Annotated in this window: 23 protein-coding genes and 2 tRNA genes; 14 read left to right on the plus strand and 11 right to left on the minus strand. The window is 67.6% G+C overall.

What is annotated here, in order from left to right; translation table 11 throughout:
• Positions 1 to 12: 12 nt before the first annotated feature.
• The 4 genes from frc to EV650_RS14785 all read right to left on the minus strand — a co-directional run bounded on the left by frc (position 13) and on the right by EV650_RS14785 (position 4,944).
• Positions 13 to 1,239 (minus strand): formyl-CoA transferase, encoded by a 1,227-nt coding sequence (gene frc / locus EV650_RS14770; RefSeq protein WP_134119305.1) that lies wholly within the window; start codon positions 1,237 to 1,239, stop codon positions 13 to 15.
• A 12-nt stretch (positions 1,240 to 1,251) separates the two neighbouring features.
• A complete protein-coding gene (locus EV650_RS14775) occupies positions 1,252 to 2,961 on the minus strand; it encodes a thiamine pyrophosphate-binding protein (protein WP_134119307.1) in 1,710 nt (569 codons plus the stop codon).
• 124 nt (positions 2,962 to 3,085) lie between these two features.
• Positions 3,086 to 3,607, minus strand: coding sequence for a hypothetical protein (locus EV650_RS14780; RefSeq protein WP_134119309.1), 522 nt, complete (start codon positions 3,605 to 3,607; stop codon positions 3,086 to 3,088).
• Positions 3,604 to 4,944 carry an MFS transporter gene (locus tag EV650_RS14785; protein WP_134119311.1) on the minus strand — a complete coding sequence of 447 codons (1,341 nt, stop codon included), beginning with the start codon at positions 4,942 to 4,944 and terminating at the stop codon, positions 3,604 to 3,606. Before EV650_RS14785 ends, EV650_RS14780 begins: the two co-directional genes overlap by 4 nt.
• Before the next feature lie 144 nt (positions 4,945 to 5,088).
• Here EV650_RS14785 and sucC point away from each other — a divergent pair, with 144 nt between their 5' ends.
• Together sucC and sucD are read left to right on the plus strand one after the other, a co-directional pair.
• Positions 5,089 to 6,234 (plus strand): ADP-forming succinate--CoA ligase subunit beta, encoded by a 1,146-nt coding sequence (sucC, locus tag EV650_RS14790; protein ID WP_134119313.1) that lies wholly within the window; start codon positions 5,089 to 5,091, stop codon positions 6,232 to 6,234.
• Between the two features lie 2 nt (positions 6,235 to 6,236).
• A complete protein-coding gene (sucD, locus tag EV650_RS14795) occupies positions 6,237 to 7,151 on the plus strand; it encodes a succinate--CoA ligase subunit alpha (protein WP_134119315.1) in 915 nt (304 codons plus the stop codon).
• 156 nt (positions 7,152 to 7,307) lie between these two features.
• Here the strand turns inward: sucD and EV650_RS14800 are convergent, their stop codons facing one another.
• Together EV650_RS14800 and EV650_RS14805 are read right to left on the minus strand one after the other, a co-directional pair.
• Positions 7,308 to 8,291 carry a LacI family DNA-binding transcriptional regulator gene (locus EV650_RS14800; RefSeq protein WP_134119317.1) on the minus strand — a complete coding sequence of 328 codons (984 nt, stop codon included), beginning with the start codon at positions 8,289 to 8,291 and terminating at the stop codon, positions 7,308 to 7,310.
• 145 nt (positions 8,292 to 8,436) lie between these two features.
• Positions 8,437 to 9,414, minus strand: coding sequence for a 2-dehydropantoate 2-reductase (locus EV650_RS14805; protein ID WP_134119319.1), 978 nt, complete (start codon positions 9,412 to 9,414; stop codon positions 8,437 to 8,439).
• A gap of 156 nt (positions 9,415 to 9,570) precedes the next feature.
• On the opposite strand from EV650_RS14805, the gene EV650_RS14810 reads away from it, so the two are divergent.
• From EV650_RS14810 to EV650_RS14820, 3 genes are all read left to right on the plus strand, one after another.
• Positions 9,571 to 10,122, plus strand: coding sequence for a dihydrofolate reductase family protein (locus tag EV650_RS14810; RefSeq protein ID WP_134119321.1), 552 nt, complete (start codon positions 9,571 to 9,573; stop codon positions 10,120 to 10,122).
• 24 nt (positions 10,123 to 10,146) lie between these two features.
• Complete coding sequence (locus EV650_RS14815) at positions 10,147 to 10,929, plus strand: P-loop NTPase family protein (RefSeq protein WP_238174213.1); 783 nt, start codon at positions 10,147 to 10,149, stop codon at positions 10,927 to 10,929.
• A 97-nt stretch (positions 10,930 to 11,026) separates the two neighbouring features.
• The gene (locus EV650_RS14820) at positions 11,027 to 11,230 is read left to right on the plus strand and encodes a cold-shock protein (protein WP_130445359.1); all 204 of its coding nucleotides are present in this window, start codon (positions 11,027 to 11,029) and stop codon (positions 11,228 to 11,230) included.
• Positions 11,231 to 11,275: 45 nt separating this feature from the next.
• On the opposite strand, the gene EV650_RS14825 is transcribed toward EV650_RS14820, so the two are convergent.
• A complete protein-coding gene (locus EV650_RS14825; protein ID WP_238174214.1) occupies positions 11,276 to 11,752 on the minus strand; it encodes a GNAT family N-acetyltransferase in 477 nt (158 codons plus the stop codon).
• 76 nt (positions 11,753 to 11,828) lie between these two features.
• On the opposite strand from EV650_RS14825, the gene EV650_RS14830 reads away from it, so the two are divergent.
• The 5 genes from EV650_RS14830 to EV650_RS14850 all read left to right on the plus strand — a co-directional run bounded on the left by EV650_RS14830 (position 11,829) and on the right by EV650_RS14850 (position 15,223).
• The gene (locus EV650_RS14830; protein WP_134119323.1) at positions 11,829 to 12,707 is read left to right on the plus strand and encodes a class I SAM-dependent methyltransferase; all 879 of its coding nucleotides are present in this window, start codon (positions 11,829 to 11,831) and stop codon (positions 12,705 to 12,707) included.
• Positions 12,708 to 12,758: 51 nt separating this feature from the next.
• Positions 12,759 to 13,379: an oligoribonuclease gene (gene orn / locus EV650_RS14835; RefSeq protein WP_134119325.1), complete on the plus strand. Its 621-nt coding sequence runs from the start codon at positions 12,759 to 12,761 to the stop codon at positions 13,377 to 13,379.
• Positions 13,380 to 13,458: 79 nt separating this feature from the next.
• Positions 13,459 to 13,531 (plus strand) — tRNA-His (locus tag EV650_RS14840).
• Between the two features lie 407 nt (positions 13,532 to 13,938).
• Positions 13,939 to 14,427, plus strand: coding sequence for a SigE family RNA polymerase sigma factor (locus EV650_RS14845; protein WP_134119327.1), 489 nt, complete (start codon positions 13,939 to 13,941; stop codon positions 14,425 to 14,427).
• A gap of 16 nt (positions 14,428 to 14,443) precedes the next feature.
• Positions 14,444 to 15,223, plus strand: a complete 780-nt coding sequence (locus EV650_RS14850) for a hypothetical protein (RefSeq protein ID WP_134119329.1) — start codon at positions 14,444 to 14,446, stop codon at positions 15,221 to 15,223.
• A gap of 53 nt (positions 15,224 to 15,276) precedes the next feature.
• On the opposite strand, the gene EV650_RS14855 is transcribed toward EV650_RS14850, so the two are convergent.
• The 3 genes from EV650_RS14855 to EV650_RS14865 are packed head-to-tail and all read right to left on the minus strand — an operon-like array spanning position 15,277 to position 18,051.
• Positions 15,277 to 15,888: a MarC family protein gene (locus EV650_RS14855; protein WP_134119331.1), complete on the minus strand. Its 612-nt coding sequence runs from the start codon at positions 15,886 to 15,888 to the stop codon at positions 15,277 to 15,279.
• A 44-nt stretch (positions 15,889 to 15,932) separates the two neighbouring features.
• The gene (locus EV650_RS14860) at positions 15,933 to 16,922 is read right to left on the minus strand and encodes a cation diffusion facilitator family transporter (RefSeq protein WP_202874507.1); all 990 of its coding nucleotides are present in this window, start codon (positions 16,920 to 16,922) and stop codon (positions 15,933 to 15,935) included.
• 46 nt (positions 16,923 to 16,968) lie between these two features.
• Positions 16,969 to 18,051, minus strand: coding sequence for a hypothetical protein (locus tag EV650_RS14865; RefSeq protein WP_134119332.1), 1,083 nt, complete (start codon positions 18,049 to 18,051; stop codon positions 16,969 to 16,971).
• A 156-nt stretch (positions 18,052 to 18,207) separates the two neighbouring features.
• Between EV650_RS14865 and EV650_RS14870 the strand changes: the two genes are divergently transcribed.
• Complete coding sequence (locus EV650_RS14870) at positions 18,208 to 18,945, plus strand: lipoate--protein ligase family protein (protein ID WP_134119333.1); 738 nt, start codon at positions 18,208 to 18,210, stop codon at positions 18,943 to 18,945.
• Here EV650_RS14870 and EV650_RS14875 read toward each other — a convergent pair.
• Positions 18,942 to 20,642 (minus strand): aminotransferase class V-fold PLP-dependent enzyme, encoded by a 1,701-nt coding sequence (locus EV650_RS14875; protein WP_134119334.1) that lies wholly within the window; start codon positions 20,640 to 20,642, stop codon positions 18,942 to 18,944. The genes EV650_RS14870 and EV650_RS14875 overlap by 4 nt on opposite strands.
• Positions 20,643 to 20,733: 91 nt before the next feature.
• Between EV650_RS14875 and tenA the strand changes: the two genes are divergently transcribed.
• The 3 genes from tenA to EV650_RS14890 all read left to right on the plus strand — a co-directional run bounded on the left by tenA (position 20,734) and on the right by EV650_RS14890 (position 23,072).
• On the plus strand, positions 20,734 to 21,396 hold the full coding sequence (gene tenA / locus EV650_RS14880) for a thiaminase II (protein ID WP_134119335.1): 663 nt from the start codon (positions 20,734 to 20,736) through the stop codon (positions 21,394 to 21,396).
• On the plus strand, positions 21,396 to 22,940 hold the full coding sequence (locus tag EV650_RS14885) for a phytoene desaturase family protein (RefSeq protein WP_134119336.1): 1,545 nt from the start codon (positions 21,396 to 21,398) through the stop codon (positions 22,938 to 22,940). Before tenA ends, EV650_RS14885 begins: the two co-directional genes overlap by 1 nt.
• Positions 22,941 to 22,999: 59 nt before the next feature.
• Positions 23,000 to 23,072, plus strand: a tRNA-Lys gene (locus EV650_RS14890).
• Positions 23,073 to 23,186: the final 114 nt, after the last annotated feature.

The raw sequence follows: 23,186 nt of genomic DNA on the forward strand, positions 1-23,186 counted from the left end.
GGGGGCTCCACTTCAGATCACGCCGCTGGCTTTGAGTTCGGAGAGCTCGGCGGTGTCGATGCCGAGCGAGCCGTAGATGACCGAGTTGTGCTCGCCGAGCCCGGGTGAGGTCTGTACGTCGACCGGCGAGTCGGACAGCTTGATCGGGCAGCCGACAGTCTTGAAGCTGCCGCGCTGCGGATGCTCCACCTCGACCACCGCACCGAGGTCGGCGAGCGTCTCGTCCGCGATCAGCTCGGCCGTCGACATGATCGGCCCACACGGCACGTTCAGCGCGTTGAGCTTGTCCATCACCTCGAACTTGCTGTGCTGCTCGGTCCACTGCTCGATCAGCGCGAACATCTTGTCGAGCTTGTCCAGCCGCGCGGCCGGCGTCGCCCAGTCCGGGTCCTCGGCCAACTCAGGCTTGCCGATCAGCTCGGCGATCGGCGCCCACCCTGGCGGCTGGACGATCACGTAGATGTAGTCGTTAGGCCCGCCCGGTGCGCACCTCAGCGCCCAGCCGGGCTGACCGCCGCCGGAGGCGTTCCCGGACCGCGGCACCTCGCCGTTGAAGTTGTCGTTCGGGTACTCGGGCAGCGGTCCGTGGGTCAGTCGCTGCTGGTCACGTAGCTTGACCCTGGTCAGGTTGAGCACGGCCTCCTGCATGGCCACCGTCACGCGCTGGCCCTTGCCGGTGCTGGTCCGCTGGAACAGCGCGGCGAGGATGCCCGCGACCAGGTGGATCCCGGTGCCGGAGTCCCCGATCTGCGCACCCGTCGCGGTAGGCGGTCCGTCCTCGAACCCCGTCGTACTCATCGCGCCGCCCATCGCCTGGGCGACGACCTCGTAGGCCTTGAAGTTCTCGTACCGGCCGGGTCCGAAGCCTTTGATCGAGGCGAAGACCAGTCGCGGGTTGATCTCCTGCAGGCGTTCCCAGGTGAAGCCCATCCGGTCGATGGCGCCGGGGGCGAAGTTCTCGACCAGGACGTCGGAGTTCTTCACCAGGTCGATGAAGATCTCCTTGCCGCGCTCGGACTTCATGTTCAGCGTGATGCTGCGCTTGTTGCAGTTGAGCATGGTGAAATAGAGGCTGTCGACGTCGGGGACGTCGCGCAGCTGCTGGCGGGTGATGTCACCGGTCGGCGCCTCGAGCTTGACCACATCGGCGCCGAGCCAGGCGAGGATCTGGGTGCAGGACGGTCCGGACTGCACGTGGGTCATGTCCAACACGCGAACACCATCGAGGGCCTGAGACATGGCGGGGTCCTCTCACTTGTACATGGTCTGGTTCATGGTTCCGGGGGCATAGGCGTCCGGGTCGACCCAGACGTTGATCAGCGACGGCAGCCCCGATTCGCGGGCGCGCTGCATGGCCGGCCCGATGTCCTTCGGGTCGCGGACCTCCTCGCCGTACCCGCCGAGCATCCGGGCGAACTCGTCGTACTTCACGTCGCCGAGGGTGTTGCCGATCCGGCCGCGGTCGTGGCCGTACTTCGCTTCTTGGCCGTAGCGGATCTGGTTCATCGAGGAGTTGTTGCCGACGACACCGACAAAGGGAAGCTTGAAGCGGACCAGCGTCTCGAAGTCCCAACCAGTCAAGGAGAAAGCGCCGTCGCCGAACAGTGCGACGACTTCCTTGTCGGGTCGCGCGTACTTCGCCGCGAGTACGAACGGGATGCCGACGCCGAGCGTGCCGAGCGGTCCGGGGTCCATCCAGTGGCCAGGTGATTTGGGTTGTACGACGCCACCGGAGAACGTGACGATGTCGCCGCCGTCGCCGATGTAGATCGAGTCCTCAGTGAGGAACTCGTTGATCTCGTGTGCGAGCCGCAGCGGGTGGATCGGGTTCGCGTCGGACAGCTGCCGCGGCAGCCGCTTCTGGTACGCCGCGTCTTCTTCGGCACGCAGTTCCGCGAACCAGGCCTTGCGATCCGTCTTCTGCAACCGACCGGAAGCTGCCTGGGTGACCGCGGCCAGGATCGCACCCGGGTCGCCCACCAGGCCGAGGTCGATGTCGCGGTTCTTGCCGACGGTGCGGTAGTCGAGGTCGATCTGGACGACGGTCGCGCTCTTCGGCAGCCGGCGCCCATACCCCATCCGGAAGTCGAACGGCGTACCGACGATCAGGATCAGGTCGGCGTTGTTGAAGCCGTACCGCCTGGACAGGTGGAAGTGGTGCGGGTCGCCGGGCGGCAACGTGCCGCGGGCCGAGCCGTTCATGAAGGCCGGGATGTCGAGCGTGCGGACGAAGTCGACGGCCGCGTCGCTTCCGCGGGACGTCCAGACCTGCGTGCCGAGCAGTACGACGGGCTTCTCGGCCCGGACCAGTAGGTCGGCCAGCGCCTCGACGCTCGCCGGGTCGCCGATGCTCTTCGTCGATGCCCGGTAGCGGCCGGACTCCGGCACCGTCGCGGACTCTACCGGGACCGAGTTGTCCAGGATGTCGCGCGGGATCTCCAGGAACGACGGGCCGGGTGCGCCGTTCAGCGCCTCGCGGAATGCCATCGACACCATGTCCGCGACCCGGGCGGTGTGCGGCACGGTCGCGGCGAACTTGGTGATCGGCGCCATCATGTCGACATGCGGCAGGTCCTGCAGGGATCCCATCTTGTGCTGGTTCAACGCGCCCTGGCCGCCGATCAGCAGCATCGGGCTCTCGGCGCGGAACGCGTTCGCGACGCCGGTGACAGCGTCCGTGGTGCCCGGGCCGGCCGTGACGACGGCGCAGCCGGGCTTGCCGGTGACCCGCGCGTACCCGTCGGCCGCGTGCGCCGCGACCTGCTCGTGGCGGACGTCGACCACTGCGATGCCCTCGTCCACGCAGCCGTCGTAGATGTCGATGATGTGCCCGCCGCAGAGGGTGAAGATCACGTCGATTCCCTCGGCCTTCAAGGCTTTCGCGACGAGGTGACCACCGGAGATCGTCTCCGGCTCCTTCACGTGGGCGGCGGGCTGGGTCTCCGACACTGTCTGCGCCATCTGCAGTCATCTCCTCGGAAGGCCGTCGTACGGCTTGGTCTGTAGATTGCATACCGTATGGTGTAGTCGTAGTCTTATCCCACGCGACCGTGGTTGTCCAGAGTTCGCGTCGAGGAGAAATCCCTTATGGCGTTGAGGAAACGCACGCTGCCAGGCACTGCTTCACCAGGCTCCTCAGCTGTACGTCGCTTGCTGCCCGGGCCGTGACTGCGACGGCTTCGGCCGCATGTTCTGTCGCGACGAAGGTTCGATAGAACGGCTCGCCCAGCACCGGCAACCAGAACCGAGCTGCTCCCCCGGGTCGCCTCTCCGAACCAAGGAGGTGCAGCGCGGTCCGATGTGCGGCGGCTAGTCGGTGCAGCTCGTCGCCGGTGAGCTCACCGCTCGCCAACGCTGTAGACACGCAGAGCGCGACCAGACGAGCGGAGTGCTCGAAGCCCGCTGCGCTCGTGTTCATAAACTGTGGCGCCAGCGGTAGTAACTCCCGGCGGCCGGCAGGGCTGCTGTGGTCGTGCGCTGCCCGTGCGACCGCACTGAGCACTGGATGCACGCTCGCAGGACGGTCGGTCCACGGTTCGCCGGCCAGGCGCGACACCAGCTCCATCACGCATGGGTCGGCCCGTTGGACCTTCGCGTAGCCGTTCACTCGCCCGACACCGGCGTACCGAGTTGCGGCCGCACGGGGAGGGCTGGGCGGCCGGGTTGTTTGAGTAGCCGCACACTCAGCGCGGTCAGTACGCCGAGCAGGCCGGCGCCGAGAAACAACGGTCGATAGCCGAAAGCGGCCACTACCGATGCGGCGACTCCGATGCCGACCAGGCCGCCCGCGGCCTTTGCGGAGTACAGGATCGCCTGGTTCTGCAGGAGGCTGTTGTCGCCGAAGAACTCGAGGACGAGGTTCGCCATGATCGCGTAGAACGCACCGCCGCCGAGCCCGGCGAACATCGCGCACACCACGAACGCCCAGCCCGCATCGGCGATCACCAGGCCGACGTGCGCGAAGCCTTCGATCATCAGTACGGCGGCCAGCACCCGACGCCGGCCGAACCGGTCCGACAGGTGACCGGCGACCGACCGACCGAGACCGTTGACCGCGGCAAGCATTCCGGCGGCTGAGGCAGCCACGCCTATCCCCAGCCCGGTACTGACCCCGTAGCTGACCACGAACCCGATGCCGAACAGCGACAACGCCGCACTGATTGCCAGGAGCAACCACATCAGCGGCAGCGCGCCGGTCCGCATCGCCTCGCCGGGACGGTACTGCCGGACCGCGGGCGCGTTGTGCGGGATGCTGCGGTTCAGCTTCCGGTCGATCGCCCACGCCTGCGCGTCGATGTCCGCGGGCCACCAGTGCTGCGGCGGATCCTTCAGCATGCCGCCGGCCACCAGCACCACCAGGACTGCGACCAGGGCAGTCAGATCGAAGACAATCGGCTGATTTGATCTGAGGATTGTCAACAATGCGATGCTCGGTACGGCGCCAACCGCGAAGCCGCCCGTGACGAACCCGATCGTGGCGGTCCGCCGATCCGGGAACCACCGGGCCGACGTAGTGATGCAAGCGGCGTACACAAGTCCCGCGCCGATGCCGCCCAGGAGTGAGTAGCCGAGGACGACCGCGGGATAGCTGTCCGCGTGGGCGAGCGCGACGAGGCCGACTGCCGCGAGCAACCCGCCCGCGATGACGAGCTGCGTCGGCGTGGCCCGTCGTACCCGCTGGATCCAAGCCGCGGGGATCGCGATCAGGGCCTGGCAGGCGACGAAGATCGCCAGCAACCACAGGGTTTGCGCGGTACCCCAGCCTCGGCCGAAGCCGAGGGCGGCCGTGCCGAACGAGTACTGCAACGGGCTGATCGCGACCATGCAGGCCCAGGCCGCCCAGAGCTGCCGGCGCCGCGAGTGCCCGGTCAGTTCACGGGCGTCCTCACCGATTCGGTACCGCCGGCCGTAGACGTCACGTACATCCCGGGGCGTGGAATTCATGTCGCCTCCTGACTACTGCATACCGTATGAGATCTGTGGTACCTCGCTCAGTCGGCGCTGTCCAGACCTGAGGTGTTGCGGACTGACTCTTGTGACCAGATTGCATACCGCATACAGTCGTCTGCAGACTTGAAGGAGGCGGACGTGGATCTGATGGAGTACCAAGCCAAGGAGCTCTTCGCCCGGCACGGCGTCCCGGTGACGCTCGGGCGGGTGATCGATGATTCCGCTGACGCGGCGGCCGCAGCTGCGGAGCTCGGTGGTCGCGTGGTGGTGAAGGCGCAGGTGAAGACCGGCGGCCGCGGTAAGGCCGGCGGCGTGAAGCTTGCCGCCACGCCGGATGAGGCGGTGGCAAAGGCGAGCGAGATCCTCGGGATGGACATCAAGGGGCACACCGTGCGCCGCGTGCTGCTCGCGCCGGCCGCGGACATCGCTGACGAGTACTACTTGTCGTTCCTGATCGATCGCGCCAACCGCGAGTACCTCTGTATCTCGAGCACCGAGGGCGGTGTGGAGATCGAGGAGGTCGCGCACACCAACCCAGACGCGATCGCGAAGGTGCCCATCGATCCGGTGGTCGGTGTCGACGAGGCGAAGGCCGCCGAGATCGTTGCGGCGGCTGGGTTTCCGGCCGAGGCAACCTCGGTCGTACGGCGCCTGTGGGACGTGTTCATCGCGGAGGATGCTTCGTTGGTGGAGGTGAATCCGCTGGTCCGGCTGAGCGATGGGTCGTTGGAAGCTCTCGACGGCAAGGTCACGCTCGACGACAACGCGGCGTACCGGCATCCGGATCATGCCGGGTTCACGGATCACGCTGCTGGTGATCCGCTGGAGGCCGCGGCGTTCGAGAAGGGCTTGAACTACGTCAAGCTGGACGGATCGGTCGGCATCATCGGCAACGGTGCGGGACTGGTGATGTCGACGCTCGACGTGGTCGCGTACGCGGGTTCGCAGTACGGCGTGAAGCCGGCGAACTTCCTCGACATCGGCGGCGGTGCTTCGGCCGAGGTGATGGCGAACGGGCTCGGGATCATCCTGTCCGATCCGCAGGTCCGCAGTGTGTTCGTGAATGTGTTCGGCGGGATCACCGCCTGCGACGCGGTCTCGAACGGCATCGTCCAGGCGCTCGAACTCCTCGGCTCGCGGGCCGACAAACCGTTGGTCGTCCGGCTGGACGGGAACAACGTCGAGGAAGGTCGCAAGATCCTTGCCCAGGCCAACCATCCGCTGGTGACCGTGGTCGACACGATGGACGGCGCCGCCGCGCTGGCTGCGGAGAAGGGACTCTAGAGATGGCCATCTTCCTGACGGAGAAGAGCCGGGTCGTCATTCAGGGCATGACCGGGTCCGAAGGACAGAAGCACACCAGTCGGATGCTTGCCGCCGGCACCGAGGTGGTCGGCGGCGTGACGCCCGGCAAGGGCGGTCAGTCGGTCGACTTCGCGAAGCGCTCGATCCCGGTCTACGGATCGTGTGCCGACGCGGTGAACGCAACGGGCGCGGACGTGTCGGTGGTGTTCGTGCCGCCGCGGTTTACAAAAGGCGCGGTTCTGGAGGCTGTCGATGCCGGCATACCGCTGGTTGTAGTGATCACCGAGGGCGTGCCGGTGCACGACACCGCCGCGTTCTTCGCCGCCGCGGAGGCCAACGGGACGCGCGTCATCGGCCCGAACTGTCCGGGCATCATCAGCCCGGGCCTCGCGAACGCGGGCATCATCCCCGCGGACATCGCGGGACCGGGGCGGATCGGTCTGGTGTCGAAGTCGGGCACGCTGACGTATCAGATGATGTACGAGTTGCGGGACTTCGGGTTCTCGAGCGCGATCGGGATCGGCGGCGATCCCATCATTGGGACCACCCACATCGACGCGCTGCAGGCGTTCCAGGACGACCCGGACACCGACGCGATCGTGATGATCGGTGAGATCGGTGGTGACGCCGAGGAGCGGGCGGCCTCGTTCATCAAGGAGAACGTGACCAAGCCGGTCGTCGGGTACGTCGCCGGCTTCACCGCACCGGAGGGCAAGACGATGGGCCACGCCGGCGCGATCGTCTCCGGCTCGTCCGGGACAGCAGCAGCCAAACAGGAAGCCCTGGAAGCCGCCGGCGTACGCGTCGGCAAAACCCCCACCGAAACCGCCGACCTACTCCGCACCGTCCTGACACCGACCCCATCCGCTCCCCCGACCGTCGCCTCGCTCCCCTAACGCCGGCCCGTCCCGCCCCACCTCCCCTGTCCGCCTGAGGGGTCAACCCCTGAGTTGGTCGGTTGCGGACGCAGAATCTGCCTCCGCAAGCGACCAGGTGCGGGGTTGACCCCTGAAACGGACAGGGGCGGGCGGCTCAGACGGGGCGGGGGCGGGTCAGGTGGAGCGGGGTGGGGCGGTGCTGTGGCGGATTACTAGTTCGGTGGGGATGGCGATGGGGGCAGGGTGAGGGTCTGGGTCGTCGAGGTCCGCGAGGAGGGCGTTGACGCTCCGGTGCCCGATCTCCGCGAACGTCTGCCGCACAGTGGTGAGAGGCGGCCAGAAGCACGCCGCCTCTTCCATGTCGTCGAAGCCGACCACACTGACGTCGTCCGGCACCGTACGGCCGCATTCGTGCAGCGCGCGCAGAAGACCAAGAGCCATCTGGTCGTTGGCCACGAAGACCGCCGTCACCTTGTCGTTCGCCGCAAGCTCGCGGCCCACCTCATAGCCGGACGTCGGCGACCAGTCCCCCACTAGTACTGGCGGTACGTCGCAGCCGCGCTCGATCAACGTCTGCTCCCAGGACCGCCGGCGTCGGTCTGCGGAGTACGACGTGCGCGGACCGGCGAGATGCCAAACGGTCTCGTGTCCCAGCTCGAGCAGGTGTTCAGTGGCGAGCCGCGCGCCTTGGGTCTGGTCGGCGTCGACCACCGGGTAGCCGTAGTGAGAGCTCGCGTCGAGTACTACTACCGGCAGGCTGGTCGGCAGCTGTACGTCGTCCAGCACATGCGCCTCGTTCAGTACGACGACGCCGTCGACGGCCTGCTCACTCAGCCGGTTGAACGCCTCGGTCACGGCACTCTGACTGGCCTCTAGAACGGGCCGCAGGTTGACGGAGTAGCCGCGGGCGGTCGCTGCGGTGGCGATCGCGTCCAGCGTGCGCGTCGTACCGAAGGTGGAGAGCTCGAAGACGATCACGCCGATACTGCGGAACTGGCCACTGCGGAGTGCGCGCGCCGCGCCGTTCGGGCGGTAGCCGAGCTGCCGCATCGCGTCCTGGACTCGGGCACGCGTGACTTCGTCCACGTTCTGCCGGCCGTTCGCCACCCGGGACACCGTCTGCCCGGACACCCCGGCCAACTGCGCCACATCGGCCATCGACGGACCCCGCCGTCGCCGCCCTACCGATCCTTCCACCGGCATTGCCGCCACCTCCCGTATGGCTCGCAGTTTATGCATGTTTGCGTCAACACAGGTGCGAATCCGGCGGGTTGAGTAGTGCTTTTGGCCAGACCCACCTGGGTCAGGAGGTGACGCCGACCTTTTGGGAGAGCAGGTCGGTGACTGCGTGGACGGCGCGCAAGGTGGGCGCCGGGGTGCCGGTCAGGTCGGCGAGTTCGACTACCGCGGCGAGGATGACGTCGAGTTCGAGTGGCTTGTCCTTCTCGAGGTCCTGGAGCATCGACGTCTTGTGCTCGCCGACGCGTTCGGCGCCGTCGAGCCGTTTGTCCACGGAGATGTCCGGGTGGCATCCGAGGGCGGCGGCGATCGCGAGCGACTCCTCCATCATCATCCGGACCATCTGGCGAGTGCCCTGGTGGGTAGCGATCTCGACCATCGTCGCCCGGGCCAGCGCGCTGATCGGGTTGAACGCCGCGTTACCGAGCAGCTTGATCCAGATGTCGTTGCGGACGTCCGCCTCGACCGGGCACTTCAGCCCGCCCGCGATCATCGCCGTACTGAAGTCTTCGCACCGCTGCGACGGGCCACCCGCCGGCTCGCCGATCGAGAAGCGGGTGCCTTCCAGATGCCGTACGACGCCTGGGCTTTCCAACTCGGTCGAGCAGTAGACCACGCAGCCGACCGCCCGGTCGAGGTCGATCACCCGGGTGACCGAGCCGTCCGGGTCGACCGATTCGATCCGGCGGCCTTCGTACGGGCCTTTCAGACCGTGGAAGTACCACCAGGGGATGCCGTTCTGCGCCGCCACGACGACCGTGCGGTCGTGCAGTAGCGGCTGGAGCAGTGGGCCGGCGCTCGAGTAGGAGTTCGCCTTGAGCCCGAGGAAGACGTAGTCGACCGGACCGATCTCGGCCGGGTCGTCCGTGGCCGGCGTACGGGCCTCGAAATCACCGCGTGGACTGAGCACCTGCACGCCGTTCGACCGGATCGCCTCCAGGTGCGCGCCGCGGGCCACCAGGTGGACCTCGGTCCCGCCACGGTGCAGCGCAGCACCGACGTACGCACCGATCGCACCGGCGCCGAGAACCGCAACTCTCATGGGAGCCCTGCCTTCCGAGGAGGCTTGGTATACGGCATACAGTAGGCCGAGGCCTAGATGGGGTCAAGATCACAGAAGTTCGGTCAGCACCGATGAATCGGGGCCGGCCCGGCAGTAAGTACGGGTGTGAATCACTCGACCGAAGGAGCAGAGACCATGGGCCACGTCATCGTCACCGGATTCGTCAGCCTCGACGGCATCGTCACCGACCCCGACGGCGCCGGCGGCACACCGGCCGGCGGCTGGATGTTCCGGCACGGCCCCGAGACCGTCGCCGGGGACAAGTTCAGGATGGGTGAGCTGATGGACAGCGGCGTACTGCTGCTCGGCCGGACAACCTGGGAGCTGTTCAGCCGGCTCTGGCCGAACCGCACCGACGAGTTCTCGACCCAGATGAACAAGATGGCCAAGGTGGTCGCGTCGCACTCGCTGACCGATCTCTCGGCCTTCCCCAACTCGACGCTGATGAAGGGCTCGCTGACCGGCTACGTGCGGTCGGAGCCGCGGACGGTCGTGGTCACCGGCAGCCTGAGCGTGATTCGGGAGCTGCAGGCAGCCGACCTGGTCGACGAGTACCGGCTGATGACGATGCCGTCGATCCTCGGCAACGGCGAGAGGATGTTCGGGCCGTCGGACACACCGGTCGACCTGCGGCTGGCCTCGGCCGTGCAGACCGGCGGTGCGTCACTGGCGACGTACGTGCGTTGACCCTGGGCTTGGCAGGATGGCCGGATGATGGTCTGGATCGGCGGGGCGCCAGGGGCTGGGAAGTCGACGATTGCGCGGGGGCTTGCGCGGCGGGGTGACCTGCCGCTGCACCCGATCGATCTGTGGACCTACGCGCACCTGGACCGGATGCCGCCGATGCGGCCGCTGGCTGAGGATCTGGCCGAGGGTCCGGAGTACGCCGCCGAGGCCTTCGTCCGGATCGCGCGGTTGCGACTCAAGCTGCTGGTCGCGGACGTGCAGGAGCGCTCGCTGGGCGACGTACCCGCGCTGGTCGAGGGGCCGCAGCTCTTCCCGTCGATGGCGGACGGTGTCGAGGCTGCGGTGTGGTTGGTGCCTGACGGCGAGCAGACCCGGCGAGCGCGGGAGGAACGGCTGGCACGGGTCGAGGATCCGGCCGGTCGCGCTCGATTGGAGGGCCTGCTCGCGCGGGACGCCGTACTCGCTGATCGGGTACGGCGGGAAGCCGCCGAGCGGGACCGGGTCGTCATCGAGGTTCCGGCCGATCCGGATTGGGCGGCCATCACGCAGGCGGTCGAGGATGCGTTGGGTCCGCTACCCGGGCTGCAGCCGGGTGAGGAATTGAGTCGGCAGCGTCAGTACGAGAACCTCGCCGCGTGCCGGCAGGGGCGGTTGTGGCAGGCGGACATCGGGCTGGCCGAGTTGCCGGCGTACCCGTTCGCTTGTGAGTGCGGCACGTCCGGGTGCGAGGTCACCTGGTCGGGGACGCCTGACGAGTACGACATACGGCGTGGCGATGGGTGGCTGAGGGGTCATTCAGCGTGCTAGGCTCAACGACGGTTGCAGTTTTGCAGTTCCACGTTCGTGTCGAAGCGCCCGCGGATTGTAATCCGCCGGGCGTTTTGTCGTATCAGGAGAAGAAAAAATGGCTTTGGGAACAGTTAAGTGGTTCAACGGCGAGAAGGGCTTCGGCTTCATCTCCCAGGAGGACGGCGGCGCCGACGTTTTCGTGCACTACTCGGCGATCCAGACGCAGGGCTTCCGCTCCCTGGACGAGAACCAGAAGGTTGAGTTCGAGATCGCTCAGGGTCCGAAGGGCCTCCAGGCGGAGAACGTCCGCCCGGTCTGAGTCACCTGACTGCAGGCCCGGCCAGTCACTGGTCCGGGCCTGTTGTCACGTGGTCCACAGGTACTCACCGTCGGCCAGCTCGTCCGTTCGGTGCAGACCTATCGCGGTCGCGACAGCGGCCGAAGCAGTGTGTTCCGGGTTGATGTGCGCGATGATCCGCTCGACCCGCTGGGTCCGTAACCAGGTGAAGAGTCCCTGGGCGGCCTCCTTCGCATAACCCCGGCGTTGCCACGCGGCGCCGATGACCCAGGCGATTTCCGCCGTACCGTCGATGATCGTCGCTTGGACGTAGCCGATCAGTTCGTCGTCGTGCTGGATCACCCAGTTGAGCCAGTGCTCGTTCGCACGGCCTGGTCCGGCCAGTTGGCGCGCGTACCGCGCTTCCAGAGCCTCCTTGGTCGGCGGCTCGCCACCGGTGAACGTGTAGAGGCTCGGGTCGGCGAGGACCTTCGCCATCACCCCGGCGTACTCCACCTGCAGCGGCAGCATGACGAGGCGGTCCGTGCGGTACTTCGCAATCACCGCGCAAAGGTAACGCCGTTTGCCGGTCCGGCAACATCACGTGGGATGGCCCGGTCGCTGGGACCAGACTGTCGGCATGATCGAGATCGATTGGGCTGAAGAGGCGGGGCGGTTGCGGGCGTCGGCCGCGGGTGAGGCCGACTGGAACGCAGCAGTGGCCCGCAGTCTGGTGCGGGACGGCGACAAGGTGCTGGCTGACATCGGCTGCGGTGGCGGTGGGATGGCCAAGGCACTGGCGGAGGCTCTGCCGGGTGCGACTGTGGTCGGTGTCGACGCGGATCCCGACGTACTTGAGCAAGCACAACAGCACACTGCTGGACTGGTTCGGTGTGAGCTGGCGTCGATGGACGACGGTGCGAAACCGTTGCGTCGGGCAATCGACGCACCGGCCGACCTGATCTGGGCGTCGGCGTCTGTGCACCACGCTGCTGACCAGCAGGCCGCTGTGGACGTACTGGCGTCGTTGCTGGCACCAGGTGGTCGATTGGCGCTCGCTGAAGGCGGACTGCCGACTCGGCACCTGCCGTGGGACCTCGGGATCGGCGAGCCCGGGCTGGAGCTCCGGCTGGACCTGGCGCAGGACCGGTGGTTCAAAGTGATGCGGGAGTCGCTGCCGGGGTCGGTGCCGATGCCGTACGGGTGGACCGAGGCGTTGACCCGGGCCGGGCTGAGCGACGTGACCACGCGGAGCGTACTGACCGAGACGCCGGCGCCGCTGTCGACGGAACGGCTCGACGGGGTCGTGCGTGGGTTCCGGACGCGGATCGAGCGGATGAGTGGTGCGGGACACGGTCATGGTCACGTTGTTGCTGGGGATGGGGAGTGGCTGGATCCGGAGGACCTGGCGGTCTGGAAGGAGCTGCTCGACCCGGACGGTCCGCATTTCCTCGGACGGCGCCGCGACCTCGCCGTACTGTCCGTCCGCAGTGTTCATCTGGGGCACGCGCCGCGCTGACAGGGCACGCCGCCGCAGGACTGTCGGCGGCTCGCCGTAGGGTGGGTGCCCATGAACGACCGGCTGGTGTGGATCGACTGCGAGATGACCGGCCTCGACCTGGCCAACGACGCCTTGATCGAGGTTGCGGTTCTGGTCACCGACTACGAGTTGAACGTGCTCGGAGACGGGATCGACCTGGTGATCGCGCCACCACCGGCCGCGCTCGAACAGATGGGTGACTTCGTCCGCGACATGCATACCGCGTCCGGGCTGCTCGAGGAGCTCGCCAACGGCATCCCGCTGGCCGATGCGGAGCAACAGGTGCTCGACTTCATCACGTCGTACGTGAAGGAGCCCCGCAAGGCTGCCCTCGCGGGGAACTCGGTGGGCACCGACCGGACGTTCCTGGTGCGCGACATGCCGCTGGTCGAGTCCCACCTGCACTACCGCAACGTCGATGTGAGCTCGATCAAGGAACTGGTCCGGCGCTGGTACCCGCGCGTGTACTACGCGACGCCGCCGAAGACCGGCAACCACCGTGCGCTGGCCGACATCACCGAGAGCATCGCCGAACTGCGGTACTACCGGGAGACGGTCTTCGTGCCGCAGCCGGGGCCTGATTCGAGTACCGCTCGGGCGGCTGCCAGCCTCATCGCAGCGCCGGTGTCGGACAGTCCAACGGGCGCCTGACCTGCGGATCGGGACTCGATTTCTGGTCCCGAGAGTTCATCGCTATGATTGCTCAGCCGTCGCGGTTCGGACGGCAATGGTGGGTGTAGCTCAGCTGGTAGAGCACCTGGTTGTGGTCCAGGTGGTCGCGGGTTCAAGTCCCGTCACTCACCCGAAGGCGATAGGCGACGTGTGCCCACGGAAAGCGTGGGCCTCGTCGCCTTCGGCATTTTGTGCGGCTGCGCTTCGCTTGCCGCGGGCGGGGGCTCCGCCACCCGCACCCCCCTTCTGCCTTCGCTTCGCTCGGCGTCCGTGGGCTGGGTCCGCTAGTTGGCTCGGCTGCGGTGGCTGGGTTTGGCGGTTGGCTTGGGGCTCGGGGGCTGTTGGGGGATGGGAGGATGCTTTCGTGAAGGGTTCTGGGAGTATGTGGTTTGGGTATGGCGTCGTTGTTGTGGTGACGTTTGGGGTGGGGTTTTTGGGGTTTGCGGTTTGGGTGTTGGCGAAGGTGTTCTGATCCTTCTGTGACCTGGGCTGTCTGTCGGTGCGTCTCTTGGGGTGAGGCATCGACGAGAGGGTGTGGATGAGATCTACGGAGGAGTTCGAGGAGTTCGCGCGAGCCGGGATACCACGTTTGTATCGGACCGCCTGGTTGCTGACTGGGGATCGGCATCATGCCGAGGATCTCGTGCAGGACACGCTCGCCAACTTGCTGCGGACCTGGCAGCGGATCGACAACCCGGCTGCTTATGCGCGGACCGCGCTGGTGCGGACGTACATCTCTCAGCGTCGCCGGAAGAGTTGGTCCGAGCGGCCTACCGGCGAGCTTCCTGAAGTAGTGGAGCGGCCGGGAGATCCCGAGTTGCGGATGGCGCTGCAGAGCGCCCTGGCCGAACTGGCGCCGCTGGATCGCGCTGTGCTGGTGCTGCGGTTCTTCGAAGATCGCAGCGTCGAGCAAGTGGCGCTCGATCTTGGCAAGAACACCAGTGCGATCACCACTCGCACCGCCCGGGCCCTGGACCGCCTCCGCGCGGTTCTCGGCGATGGCGCCGCCCAGCTGATCGCGCTCTGAAACCGAGGAGAACCCCATGAACACGCAGTTGACCAACCTGATGCAGCAGGCCACCGAGAACCTCGAGCCGGTCACGCCGGACCTGCTGGAGCGCAGCGTCGCCCAGGGTCTCCGGCAGCGCCGCCGCCGTACGACGCTGCTCACCGCGACCGGTGCCGGCGCCGTGCTGGCCACCGCCGGCCTGATCGCCGGCGGGATCCACCTGCTCGGCTCCCCCGCGGATGCCGCGGCCGCAGGCACCCCGGTGCCGCTCACCAAGCCGTCCGCGTCCATCAAGCCATCGGCCAAGACTCCCCCGGCCAACGCCGGTCAGGTCACCCCGAAGCAGACGCTCGCCACGCTCCGGACCCTCCTCGAGGCCTCCCACCTCAGCCTGTCGAAGTCCGAGACGTGGGGCGGTGGCGACTTCGTCGGCGCGGCGTACGTGGCCAACGACGGCAAGGGCGCCGCTCGCGTCGACGTCATGATCTCGGGCGGCGGCGAAGGCAACCCCTGCGTGCCGGTCCGCCAGGGCTGCACCACCCTGTCCGACGGCTCGGTCCTGTTCACCTCGAAGAACAACCCCGAGTACTCCGACGGCCGCCAGGCGCAGTACGGCGTGGTCAGCAACTACGTCGTCCTGTTCCGTCGTGACGGCCGCAACATCAACCTGACCAGCTACAACGCCCCGGCCGAGAAGGGCCAGCAGCACACTCGGCCCAAGCCGATCCTGTCCGTCGACGAACTCACCACGCTCGCCAAGAGCAAGGCGTGGAAGCTCCCGCCGGTCTCAGCCGCCAAGCCCACCACCAAGTAGTGCACGCGTGATGCCGTGCGCCCCGGGGGTGCACGGCATCACCCATGTCCGGCTTACTTCACCGCGAGTACGCCGTGAGTCACGAGCTCGACTCCGATCGCCAGGGTCAGGAAGCCGATGATGCGGCTGAGCGCACCCAGGCCCGTCGGCCCCAGCTTGTCGACCAACGGCGTACCGAAGCGGAGCAGAAGCGCGATCAGGCCGGCGATCACCACCGACGCGACGATCACGCTCAACCGGTTGGTGATCCCGGGATGGCGCGCGGTCAGTGCGATCACCACGCCGATCGCGCCCGGACCGGCGATCAGCGGCAGCGCCATCGGTGAGAACGACACGTCCGGCTTCGCCACTCCGTGCGTCTTCTCGTCGTCGGTCAGCGTCTGACGGGCCACGATCATCCCGAAGCCGGAGTGCGCGACCACCAGACCGCCGGCGATCTGGAGCGCGGGCAGGCCGATGCCGAGCCCCTCCAGAACCAGCGTGCCGAGCAGCGCGAATACGGCCAGGATCCCCAGCACGTAGACACCTGTCATCAGCGCTTGGCGGTTCATCGCGGCGCGGTCGACGCCGCCGGTCATGCCGGCGAAGGTGGCCAGCGCTCCGATCGGATTCGTGATCGGCAACAATGCAGCCAGCGCCGAAACCGCAACGTGTACGGGCTCCACGGTCGGGAGCGTACACCTCCCGACCGGCCACGAAAGTACGCCCTCTAAGCCGGCGGCTCGACGTACCAGCTCGGCAGTTCGCCCGGCTCGAGCTTCGTGCCGTCGCCGGGGCGGGAGAGGGTGAGGATCGCCTGCTGGATCTCCCGACGGGCGTTCAGTGCGTCCTCGATCGCGTACAGCCTGGCGGCGACCTCGGACTCGACATCGTTGCCGGTGACGTCGACCGCTGCGACCAGGAAGATCCGGTCGGCGCCGACCCACTCCATGTGCAGGAACGTCACCCGCTCGATGTCCTTGTGCTCGAGCAGTGCGCGCAGTACCCGGTTCCGCGCGAGCGGCGTCACCGCCTCACCGGTCAGGAAGTCCATGTTCCGGCTGATCAGGAACAGCGCGACCACGCCGAGCAATACGCCGACCACGATCGAACCGACCGCGTCCCAGGCCGCGTTGCCCGTCAGCTGGTGCATCAGGATCGCGAGCGCGGCGATCAGGATGCCGATCAGCGCGGACAGGTCCTCGACGAAGACGGCCCGCAGGACCGGGTTCGAGGTGATCTGCACGTACCGCCACGGCCGCAGCATCCGCTCGAGCGCGCCGGCCTTGGTCTGCCGCAGCGCCTGGCTGAACGAGATCCCCTCGAGCACGAACGAGACCCCGAGGACGGCGTACGCCCAGCCGTACGACGCTCCGTCCGCCTCGCCGTGCTGCAGCGACTGGATCCCGTGCCAGACAGAGACCGCTGCACCGACCGTGAACAGGCCGAACGCGGCGAACATCGACCAGATGTAGCCGACCCGCCCGTACCCGAGCGGATGCGTCCGGTCGGCCGGCTTCCTGCCCCGCCGCTCGCCGACCAGCAGGAAGATCTCGTTGCCGGTGTCGGCCCAGGAGTGCGCCGCCTCTGCCGTCATCGAGGCAGATCCGGTGATCACCGAGACGACCGTCTTCGCGACCGCGATCAACAGGTTCGCCGCCAGCGCGACCAGCACTGTCAGCAGGCTCTCGCCCCCGGCCTCGTCGTCCGCGCTGCTCACAGCACGACAGTAATCCCTGATCCCTGCCGCTCACCGCAACTTCGGCTCAGGTCGCGCGGATGACGAAGTTCTTGCTGAGCCCGGCCTGGAAGCGGCCGCACTTCGGTAAGGACACGCGGTAGATCACGTTGCCGACGTACGGCGGCTGGGCCAGCACTGTGAACCGTCCGCTCCGCCGGACGGCGGCCTGGCTGACTCCGCGCCACGCCGTCGCGCCCGACAGGCGTTGCAGCACCACCGGGCAGTCGTGAGCGGCCACGCCGACCACCGTGCCGTTGACCGGCACGACCGTGCCGACCGGAGCGGTCGTCCTGGACGGCGTCGCGGCGACGATCCCCGGCCGGCTGACCACCCAGCCGAGCCCCGCGGTGTCGAACGCCCGGCCGCGCAGCCGCACACAGTTCCCGGCGTCCCCGGCAGCAGCGGGATAGGTCCGCTCGGCGATCCCGCCGGTGTTGGTGAGATAGCGGTCCCCGTCGTGCTCGACGCAGAGGTTGTCCCAGGTGATCTGGACGTTGATCCGGCTGCCGTACGGCTTGCCGGTCGCGGCGTCGGTGATCGCGACCCGGGCCTTGTACGCCGAACCGAACGGCACCACCTTGGGGATGATCGAGACGCCGATCCTCGGCAGGTGGGAGCCGGTGACGGTGATCGCCGGACCGTCGAAGGGGGTCTGGGTCGTCATGCTGCCGTCGGACCCGTCGATGACGGAGCCCTGCAGCACCCCGGTGACCTTGAACGTCCCGTTCGCCGTCGAAGGCACGTACAGGAAACCCTTCCAAATACCCTTCTCGAGGGTCCCGGAATCCCGCGTGAGAAGCGCCGCGGCCATGTAGGTCAACTGCCCGGTGCCGCCGGTACGATCCAGGAACACGTTGAGAAAAACGTCGTCCGAGACAGTATTCGGATACCCACCGGCCACGGTCACCGGGACCGCCACGGTGTTCAGCCCTGAGACCGCGACCGCGGTCCGTCCGAGCGTGACGCTCGTGACCGTCAGCCTGGGATCCGCCGAACTCGCGCGCTCCGGTACGGCGGACGCGGCGGGCGCCATCACCGCCGCGAACACCAGCGAAACCCCCGCGACCAACGCCGCCCACCCTTTAACTCTCAATTCCGCTGCGCCCATTTCCGCAGAATGGCAGATAAATCCACCGCCGCCTATCGCACAACCCCTTTATTTATTGCCGGAACCTAAAATGGCGCCGGCCCACAACAATCCCGGCACAATCACCTGCCGATCGCAACTTCGGTGCCCGGACGCGCATCGTGACACGATGGCGAGGTGTTGCTCTTCACTGGTGCGGTGGATGGCGGTGACGAGGCGCTGGAGCTCGCCATCGGTCATGCGTTGGTACGGCGTGCGTCGGCCGGAGAGCTGACGGAGGCGCTGCGGGTCTATCGGCCGCCGGCCCCGGTGGTGGTGTTCGGCCGGCGGGACACGCGGCTCGCGGGATTCGGAGCCGCGGTGCTTGCGGCCCGGGCGGCCGGCTTCGAGCCGTTGGTGCGGGCGGTCGGTGGACGTCCGGTCGCGTACACGACCGAGGCGTTGGTGATCGACCATGTCAAGCACGAGCGGCTCGCACCGGACGGGATGGAGACGCGCTTCACGCAGTACGGCTCGCTGTACGCCGAGGTGCTGCAGACCCTCGGTATCGACGCGCGGGTGGGACCGGTGCCAGGCGAGTACTGCCCGGGCGACTACAGCGTCAACGCCCGCGGCGCAGTGAAACTGGTCGGCACCGGGCAACGCGTCGTACGCAACGGCTGGTTGTTCAGCGCACTCGTCGTGGTGGGCGACGACGACCGTCTCCGCCCCCTGTTGACCGACGTCTATCGACACCTGGAGTTGCCCTTCGACCCGGCGTCGGTCGGCTCCCTCGCCGCGGAGGTGCCCGGGCTGGGCGTGGACACCGTCCAGCACCAGCTCCTCACTGCGTACGGCGCATCCGCCGCTGAGCCGATCGACGACGCCACCGTCGAAGTGGCGAAGTCGCTCGCTGCGGATCACCGGGTGCTTTAAGGCGACAAGCAGCGCGAGGGCAGTTCGAACCAGCGGAGGTGGTCGAAGTCGGTGTTTACCTGGCCCTCGGCGTCGGAAGGGCTCTCCTGGCAGGTGGACAGCAGGTCGCGGGCCTCGGCGAGGTAGTCGTCGAGGGCGGAATCGGGGGCCGTGTGCTCGTGGCGCGGGTACCTGAGTTTGCCGTCGGCGTCGTACCCGACCTGGGACAGGCGCATCGGCGGCTCGACCGGGCCGCGGTGGTGCCGCCACAGACCGTTGGCCGGGTTGAAGCGGTAGTCGCCGAGCAGGCGCCAGCCGTCGCGGGCGACGAGTTTGACGGCCTCGACGACGTACGCGAAGACGGCCTCGGAGATGAAGTAGTTGAAGTTGACCCGCACCCAGCCGGGCTTGATGCCCTCGCAGCCGTGCACGATCTCCTCCTCGAACTCGTGTGAGCGGGCGAGGTCGATGCCGAGCAGGGTGTGACCGTATGGGCCGGCGCACGAACAGCCGCCGCGCGACTGGATCCCGAACAGGTCGTTGAGCAACGCGACCACGAAGTTGTGGTGGAGGTAGCGGCCGGAGGGTGCCTTCACCACGAACGAGACGATCGACAGCCGCTCGGCGTCCAGGTTGCCGAGGATCTGTAGGTTCGGCTCGGTCTTCCAGGCCTCGACCGCTCTCCGCAGGTACGCATCCTCGTGCGCGCGGATCACGTCGATCCCGACGGCCTGCTTCAGCTGGAACGCCAGGCCGGCGCGGATCGACCCGATGATCTCCGGCGTACCGCCCTCTTCACGATGCACCGGATCGTCCAGATACCGATGCTCGAGCGGGTTCACATACGCGACCGTGCCACCACCCGGTACGTCGGGCACGCGGTTGCGGAGCAGCTCCCGCCGGGCAACGAGTACGCCGGGAGTGCCCGGGCCGCCGATCAGTTTGTGCGGACTGAGGAAGATGGCGTCCTTGTACTCGAGCGGGTGGTCGCCGTACATCTTGATGTCCACGTACGGCGCCGCCGCAGCGCAGTCCCAGAACGACAGAGCGCCGTACCGATGCAGGAGGGCTGACACCCGCTGGGTGTTGCTGACGATGCCGGTGACGTTGCTGGCGGCGGAGAACGAGCCGATCTTGAGCGGTCGATCGGCGTACTCGATCAGGCGCTGCTCGAGCTGCGGGATGTCGATGTGGCCGTCGGCGTCCTGGCTGATCATCACCACGTCGGCGATCGACTCGCGCCAGGGGAGCTCGTTGGAATGATGCTCGTACGGCCCGATGAAGACGACCGGGCGCTGGTCCGGCGGGATCTGATCGGTCAGGTGATAGGTGTCGTCGAGCGCGGCCGGGATCCGCAGCCCCATGATCCCGATCAGCTTGTCGATCGCGCCGGTCGCGCCGGATCCGCAGAAGATCAGCGCGGTCTCGTCGTCGCCGCCGACGCTGTTGTGGATGATCCGGCGAGCGTCCTCACGCAGGCGGGTGGTCTGCAGACCGGTCCCGCTCGACTCGGTGTGCGTGTTCGCGTACCGCGGCAGGACCTCGTCGCGGATGAAGTCCTCCAGGAACGTCAGCGCACGGCCGGACGCGGTGTAGTCGGCATACGTCACCCGGCGAGGACCGTACGGCCCTGGCATCACCTGGTCGTCACCGATCACCGACGCCCGGATCCGCCCCAGCAGCGGCGAGTCCGGCGGCAGCTCCCCCTGCGTACTCATGCCTCAGAGTAAGGCGCGGGAGTGATCTTCGTCGCCTACCTTCGTCGCGTCTGTGGATAAGGTCGGTCGCAGTCGATGGCGAGGAGTTGGGATGACGTTTTCCGGCGAGCTGTGGGACCGCGGTGCCGCCTCTGTGTACGACGAGATCGTCCGGCACCCGTTCATCACCGGGCTGACCGACGGGACGCTCGACCACGACGCGTTCCGGTACTTCATCGTCCAGGACAGCCACTACCTCCGCGCGTACTCACGGGCGCTCAGCCTGGTCGCGGGGCGGGCGCCGGACGAGGACGCGGTCAGCATGTTCGCGCTGCACGCCGCCAACGCGATCGCCGTGGAGCGTTCGCTGCACAGCTCCCTGCTGGGGTCACTGGGGCTCACCACTGCGGATGTGGACGCAGCCGGATCCGGTCCGACAACAACGGCGTACATGTCCTATCTGACGGCTGTCTGCGCCACAGGTACGTACGCCGAGGCCGTGGCCGCCGTACTGCCCTGCTACTGGATCTACCGCGACGTCGGGCGGGAGCTGCTCAAGCGGTCGTCACCGGACCCGCTGTACCGCCAGTGGATCGAGACGTACGGCTCGGAGGAGTTCGACGAGGTGGTCGAGTCGGTCCTCGCCGTCACGGACGGACTGGACGTGGGGGCTGCGGAGCGGCAACGTTGTCACCAGCACTTCGCGATGACGTGCCGCTACGAATGGATGTTCTGGGACGCCGCTTACCACAAGCTCGATTGGCCGGTGGGTTGATGGACTTCTACGACGTCGTCATAGTCGGCGGTGGGCACAACGGCCTCGTCGCCGCCACGTACCTGGCCCAGTCCGGTCTGTCCACGCTCGTACTGGAGCAACAGCCCCACACCGGCGGCGCAGCGGTCAGCGAGCGCGTGTTCCCTGGGGTGGACGCCCGCCTGTCCCGGTACTCGTACCTGGTCAGTCTGCTGCCCGACAAGGTCGTCGCCGACCTGGGTCTCAGCCTGGACCTCCGGTCGCGCGCAGTCGCGTCGTACACCCCGGTACGTCGCTCTGGCCGCGACGTCGGCCTGATGGTCGAGCGTCCTGAGGGCGCTGCCACCCGTGCGTCGTTTGCTGAGCTGACTGGGGGCGACGCGGAGTACGCCGCGTGGACCGACTTCTACGGTGCCGTTAGCTCGCTCGCTGCTGCTGTGGCGCCCACTCTGCTTGAGCCACTCCAGTCCGCTTCCGACCTCCGCTCTCACGTCGACGGAGCGCTCTGGGAGGAGGTGGTGGAGCGGCCGCTCGGTGAGACCATCGAACGCCGTTTTGCCGACGACACCGTCCGCGGTGTGGTGGCGACGGACGCCGTGATCGGGACGTTCGCCGGCCTGCACGACACGTCGCTGATCCAGAACCGGTGCTTCCTCTACCACCTGATCGGCAACGGAACCGGTGAGTGGCGGGTGCCTGTTGGTGGCATGGGCGCGGTCACAGATGCGCTGGCGGCGGCTGCTCGGCGTGCGGGGGCCAGACTGGTTACGAATGCCTCAGTCACCTCCGTTCAGGTCGACGGAGTGCGCGGATCGGTCACGTGGCTCGGTGGCGATGGCGAGCGGTCGGTCGACTGCACCTGGGTGCTCTCCAACGTCGCACCGTCGACTCTGGCTGCGCTGCGTGGTCAGACCGGCGTCGAGAAGCCAGAGGGGTCGCAGCTGAAGATCAACCTGCTACTGCGTCACCTGCCGGCGCTGAAGTCAGGTGACGACCCTCGGCGTGCGTTTGCCGGCACGTTCCACATCGACGAGGACTACACCCAACTGGAGTCGGCCTACCAGTCCGCGGCCTCCGGCGTCCTGCCACCGACGCCTCCCTCCGAGGTGTACTGCCACTCCCTCACCGATCCGTCGATCCTGTCCCTGCAATTGGTTGCCTCCGGCCACCACACACTGACCGTCTTCGGCGTCCACTTCCCGGCCCGATTGTTTGCCTCCGACAACGATTCGGCCCGTGCCCTCGCGACCCAACGCGTGCTCGCCGGACTGGAGTCGTACCTGGCCGAGCCGCTGGAGGACTGCATCGCCCGCGACGCCGACGGCAACCTCTGCATCGAGGCCAAAACGCCGTACGACATCGAGGATTCCGTCGGCATGCCCGGCGGCCACATCTTCCACGGCGACCTCCAGTGGCCCTGGGCCACCGACGCGGGCGACGCCGGCCGCTGGGGCACCGAAACCGACGTCGCGAACCTGCTGATCTGCGGCGCCGGCGCCCGCCGCGGCGGCGCCGTCTCCGGCCTCGGCGGCCACAACGCCGCCATGACCATCCTCACCCGCTAACCGATTTCGCATCTCCCCCGCCGCCCTGCTACGATCCTCTTCGTTCGAAAGCAATACCAGCGCCGCTAGCTCAATTGGCAGAGCAGCTGACTCTTAATCAGCGGGTTCGGGGTTCGAGTCCCTGGCGGCGCACAAAAGCCCAGGTCACGCGAGTGCCCTGGGCTTCGGCATGTCCGACGCGGACCCTTTACGGGCCCCTTTGACCGAAGAGGTCTTCGCTGCGACCTCCCACGGGCGACTTCAGGT

This window comes from Kribbella kalugense (assembly GCF_004365875.1).
Taxonomy (GTDB): Bacteria; Actinomycetota; Actinomycetes; order Propionibacteriales; family Kribbellaceae; genus Kribbella; species Kribbella kalugense.

Coding starts and splice junctions, on each gene's coding strand:
- frc (WP_134119305.1), bottom strand. CDS start 1,239: ATGTCTCAGGCCCTCGATGGTGTTCGCGTGTTGGACATGACCCACGTG.
- EV650_RS14775 (WP_134119307.1), bottom strand. CDS start 2,961: ATGGCGCAGACAGTGTCGGAGACCCAGCCCGCCGCCCACGTGAAGGAG.
- EV650_RS14785 (WP_134119311.1), bottom strand. CDS start 4,944: ATGAATTCCACGCCCCGGGATGTACGTGACGTCTACGGCCGGCGGTAC.
- sucD (WP_134119315.1), top strand. CDS start 6,237: ATGGCCATCTTCCTGACGGAGAAGAGCCGGGTCGTCATTCAGGGCATG.
- EV650_RS14800 (WP_134119317.1), bottom strand. CDS start 8,291: ATGGCCGATGTGGCGCAGTTGGCCGGGGTGTCCGGGCAGACGGTGTCC.
- EV650_RS14805 (WP_134119319.1), bottom strand. CDS start 9,414: ATGAGAGTTGCGGTTCTCGGCGCCGGTGCGATCGGTGCGTACGTCGGT.
- EV650_RS14810 (WP_134119321.1), top strand. CDS start 9,571: ATGGGCCACGTCATCGTCACCGGATTCGTCAGCCTCGACGGCATCGTC.
- EV650_RS14815 (WP_238174213.1), top strand. CDS start 10,147: ATGATGGTCTGGATCGGCGGGGCGCCAGGGGCTGGGAAGTCGACGATT.
- EV650_RS14820 (WP_130445359.1), top strand. CDS start 11,027: ATGGCTTTGGGAACAGTTAAGTGGTTCAACGGCGAGAAGGGCTTCGGC.
- EV650_RS14830 (WP_134119323.1), top strand. CDS start 11,829: ATGATCGAGATCGATTGGGCTGAAGAGGCGGGGCGGTTGCGGGCGTCG.
- orn (WP_134119325.1), top strand. CDS start 12,759: ATGAACGACCGGCTGGTGTGGATCGACTGCGAGATGACCGGCCTCGAC.
- EV650_RS14845 (WP_134119327.1), top strand. CDS start 13,939: ATGAGATCTACGGAGGAGTTCGAGGAGTTCGCGCGAGCCGGGATACCA.
- EV650_RS14850 (WP_134119329.1), top strand. CDS start 14,444: ATGAACACGCAGTTGACCAACCTGATGCAGCAGGCCACCGAGAACCTC.
- EV650_RS14865 (WP_134119332.1), bottom strand. CDS start 18,051: ATGGGCGCAGCGGAATTGAGAGTTAAAGGGTGGGCGGCGTTGGTCGCG.
- EV650_RS14875 (WP_134119334.1), bottom strand. CDS start 20,642: ATGAGTACGCAGGGGGAGCTGCCGCCGGACTCGCCGCTGCTGGGGCGG.
- tenA (WP_134119335.1), top strand. CDS start 20,734: ATGACGTTTTCCGGCGAGCTGTGGGACCGCGGTGCCGCCTCTGTGTAC.
- EV650_RS14885 (WP_134119336.1), top strand. CDS start 21,396: ATGGACTTCTACGACGTCGTCATAGTCGGCGGTGGGCACAACGGCCTC.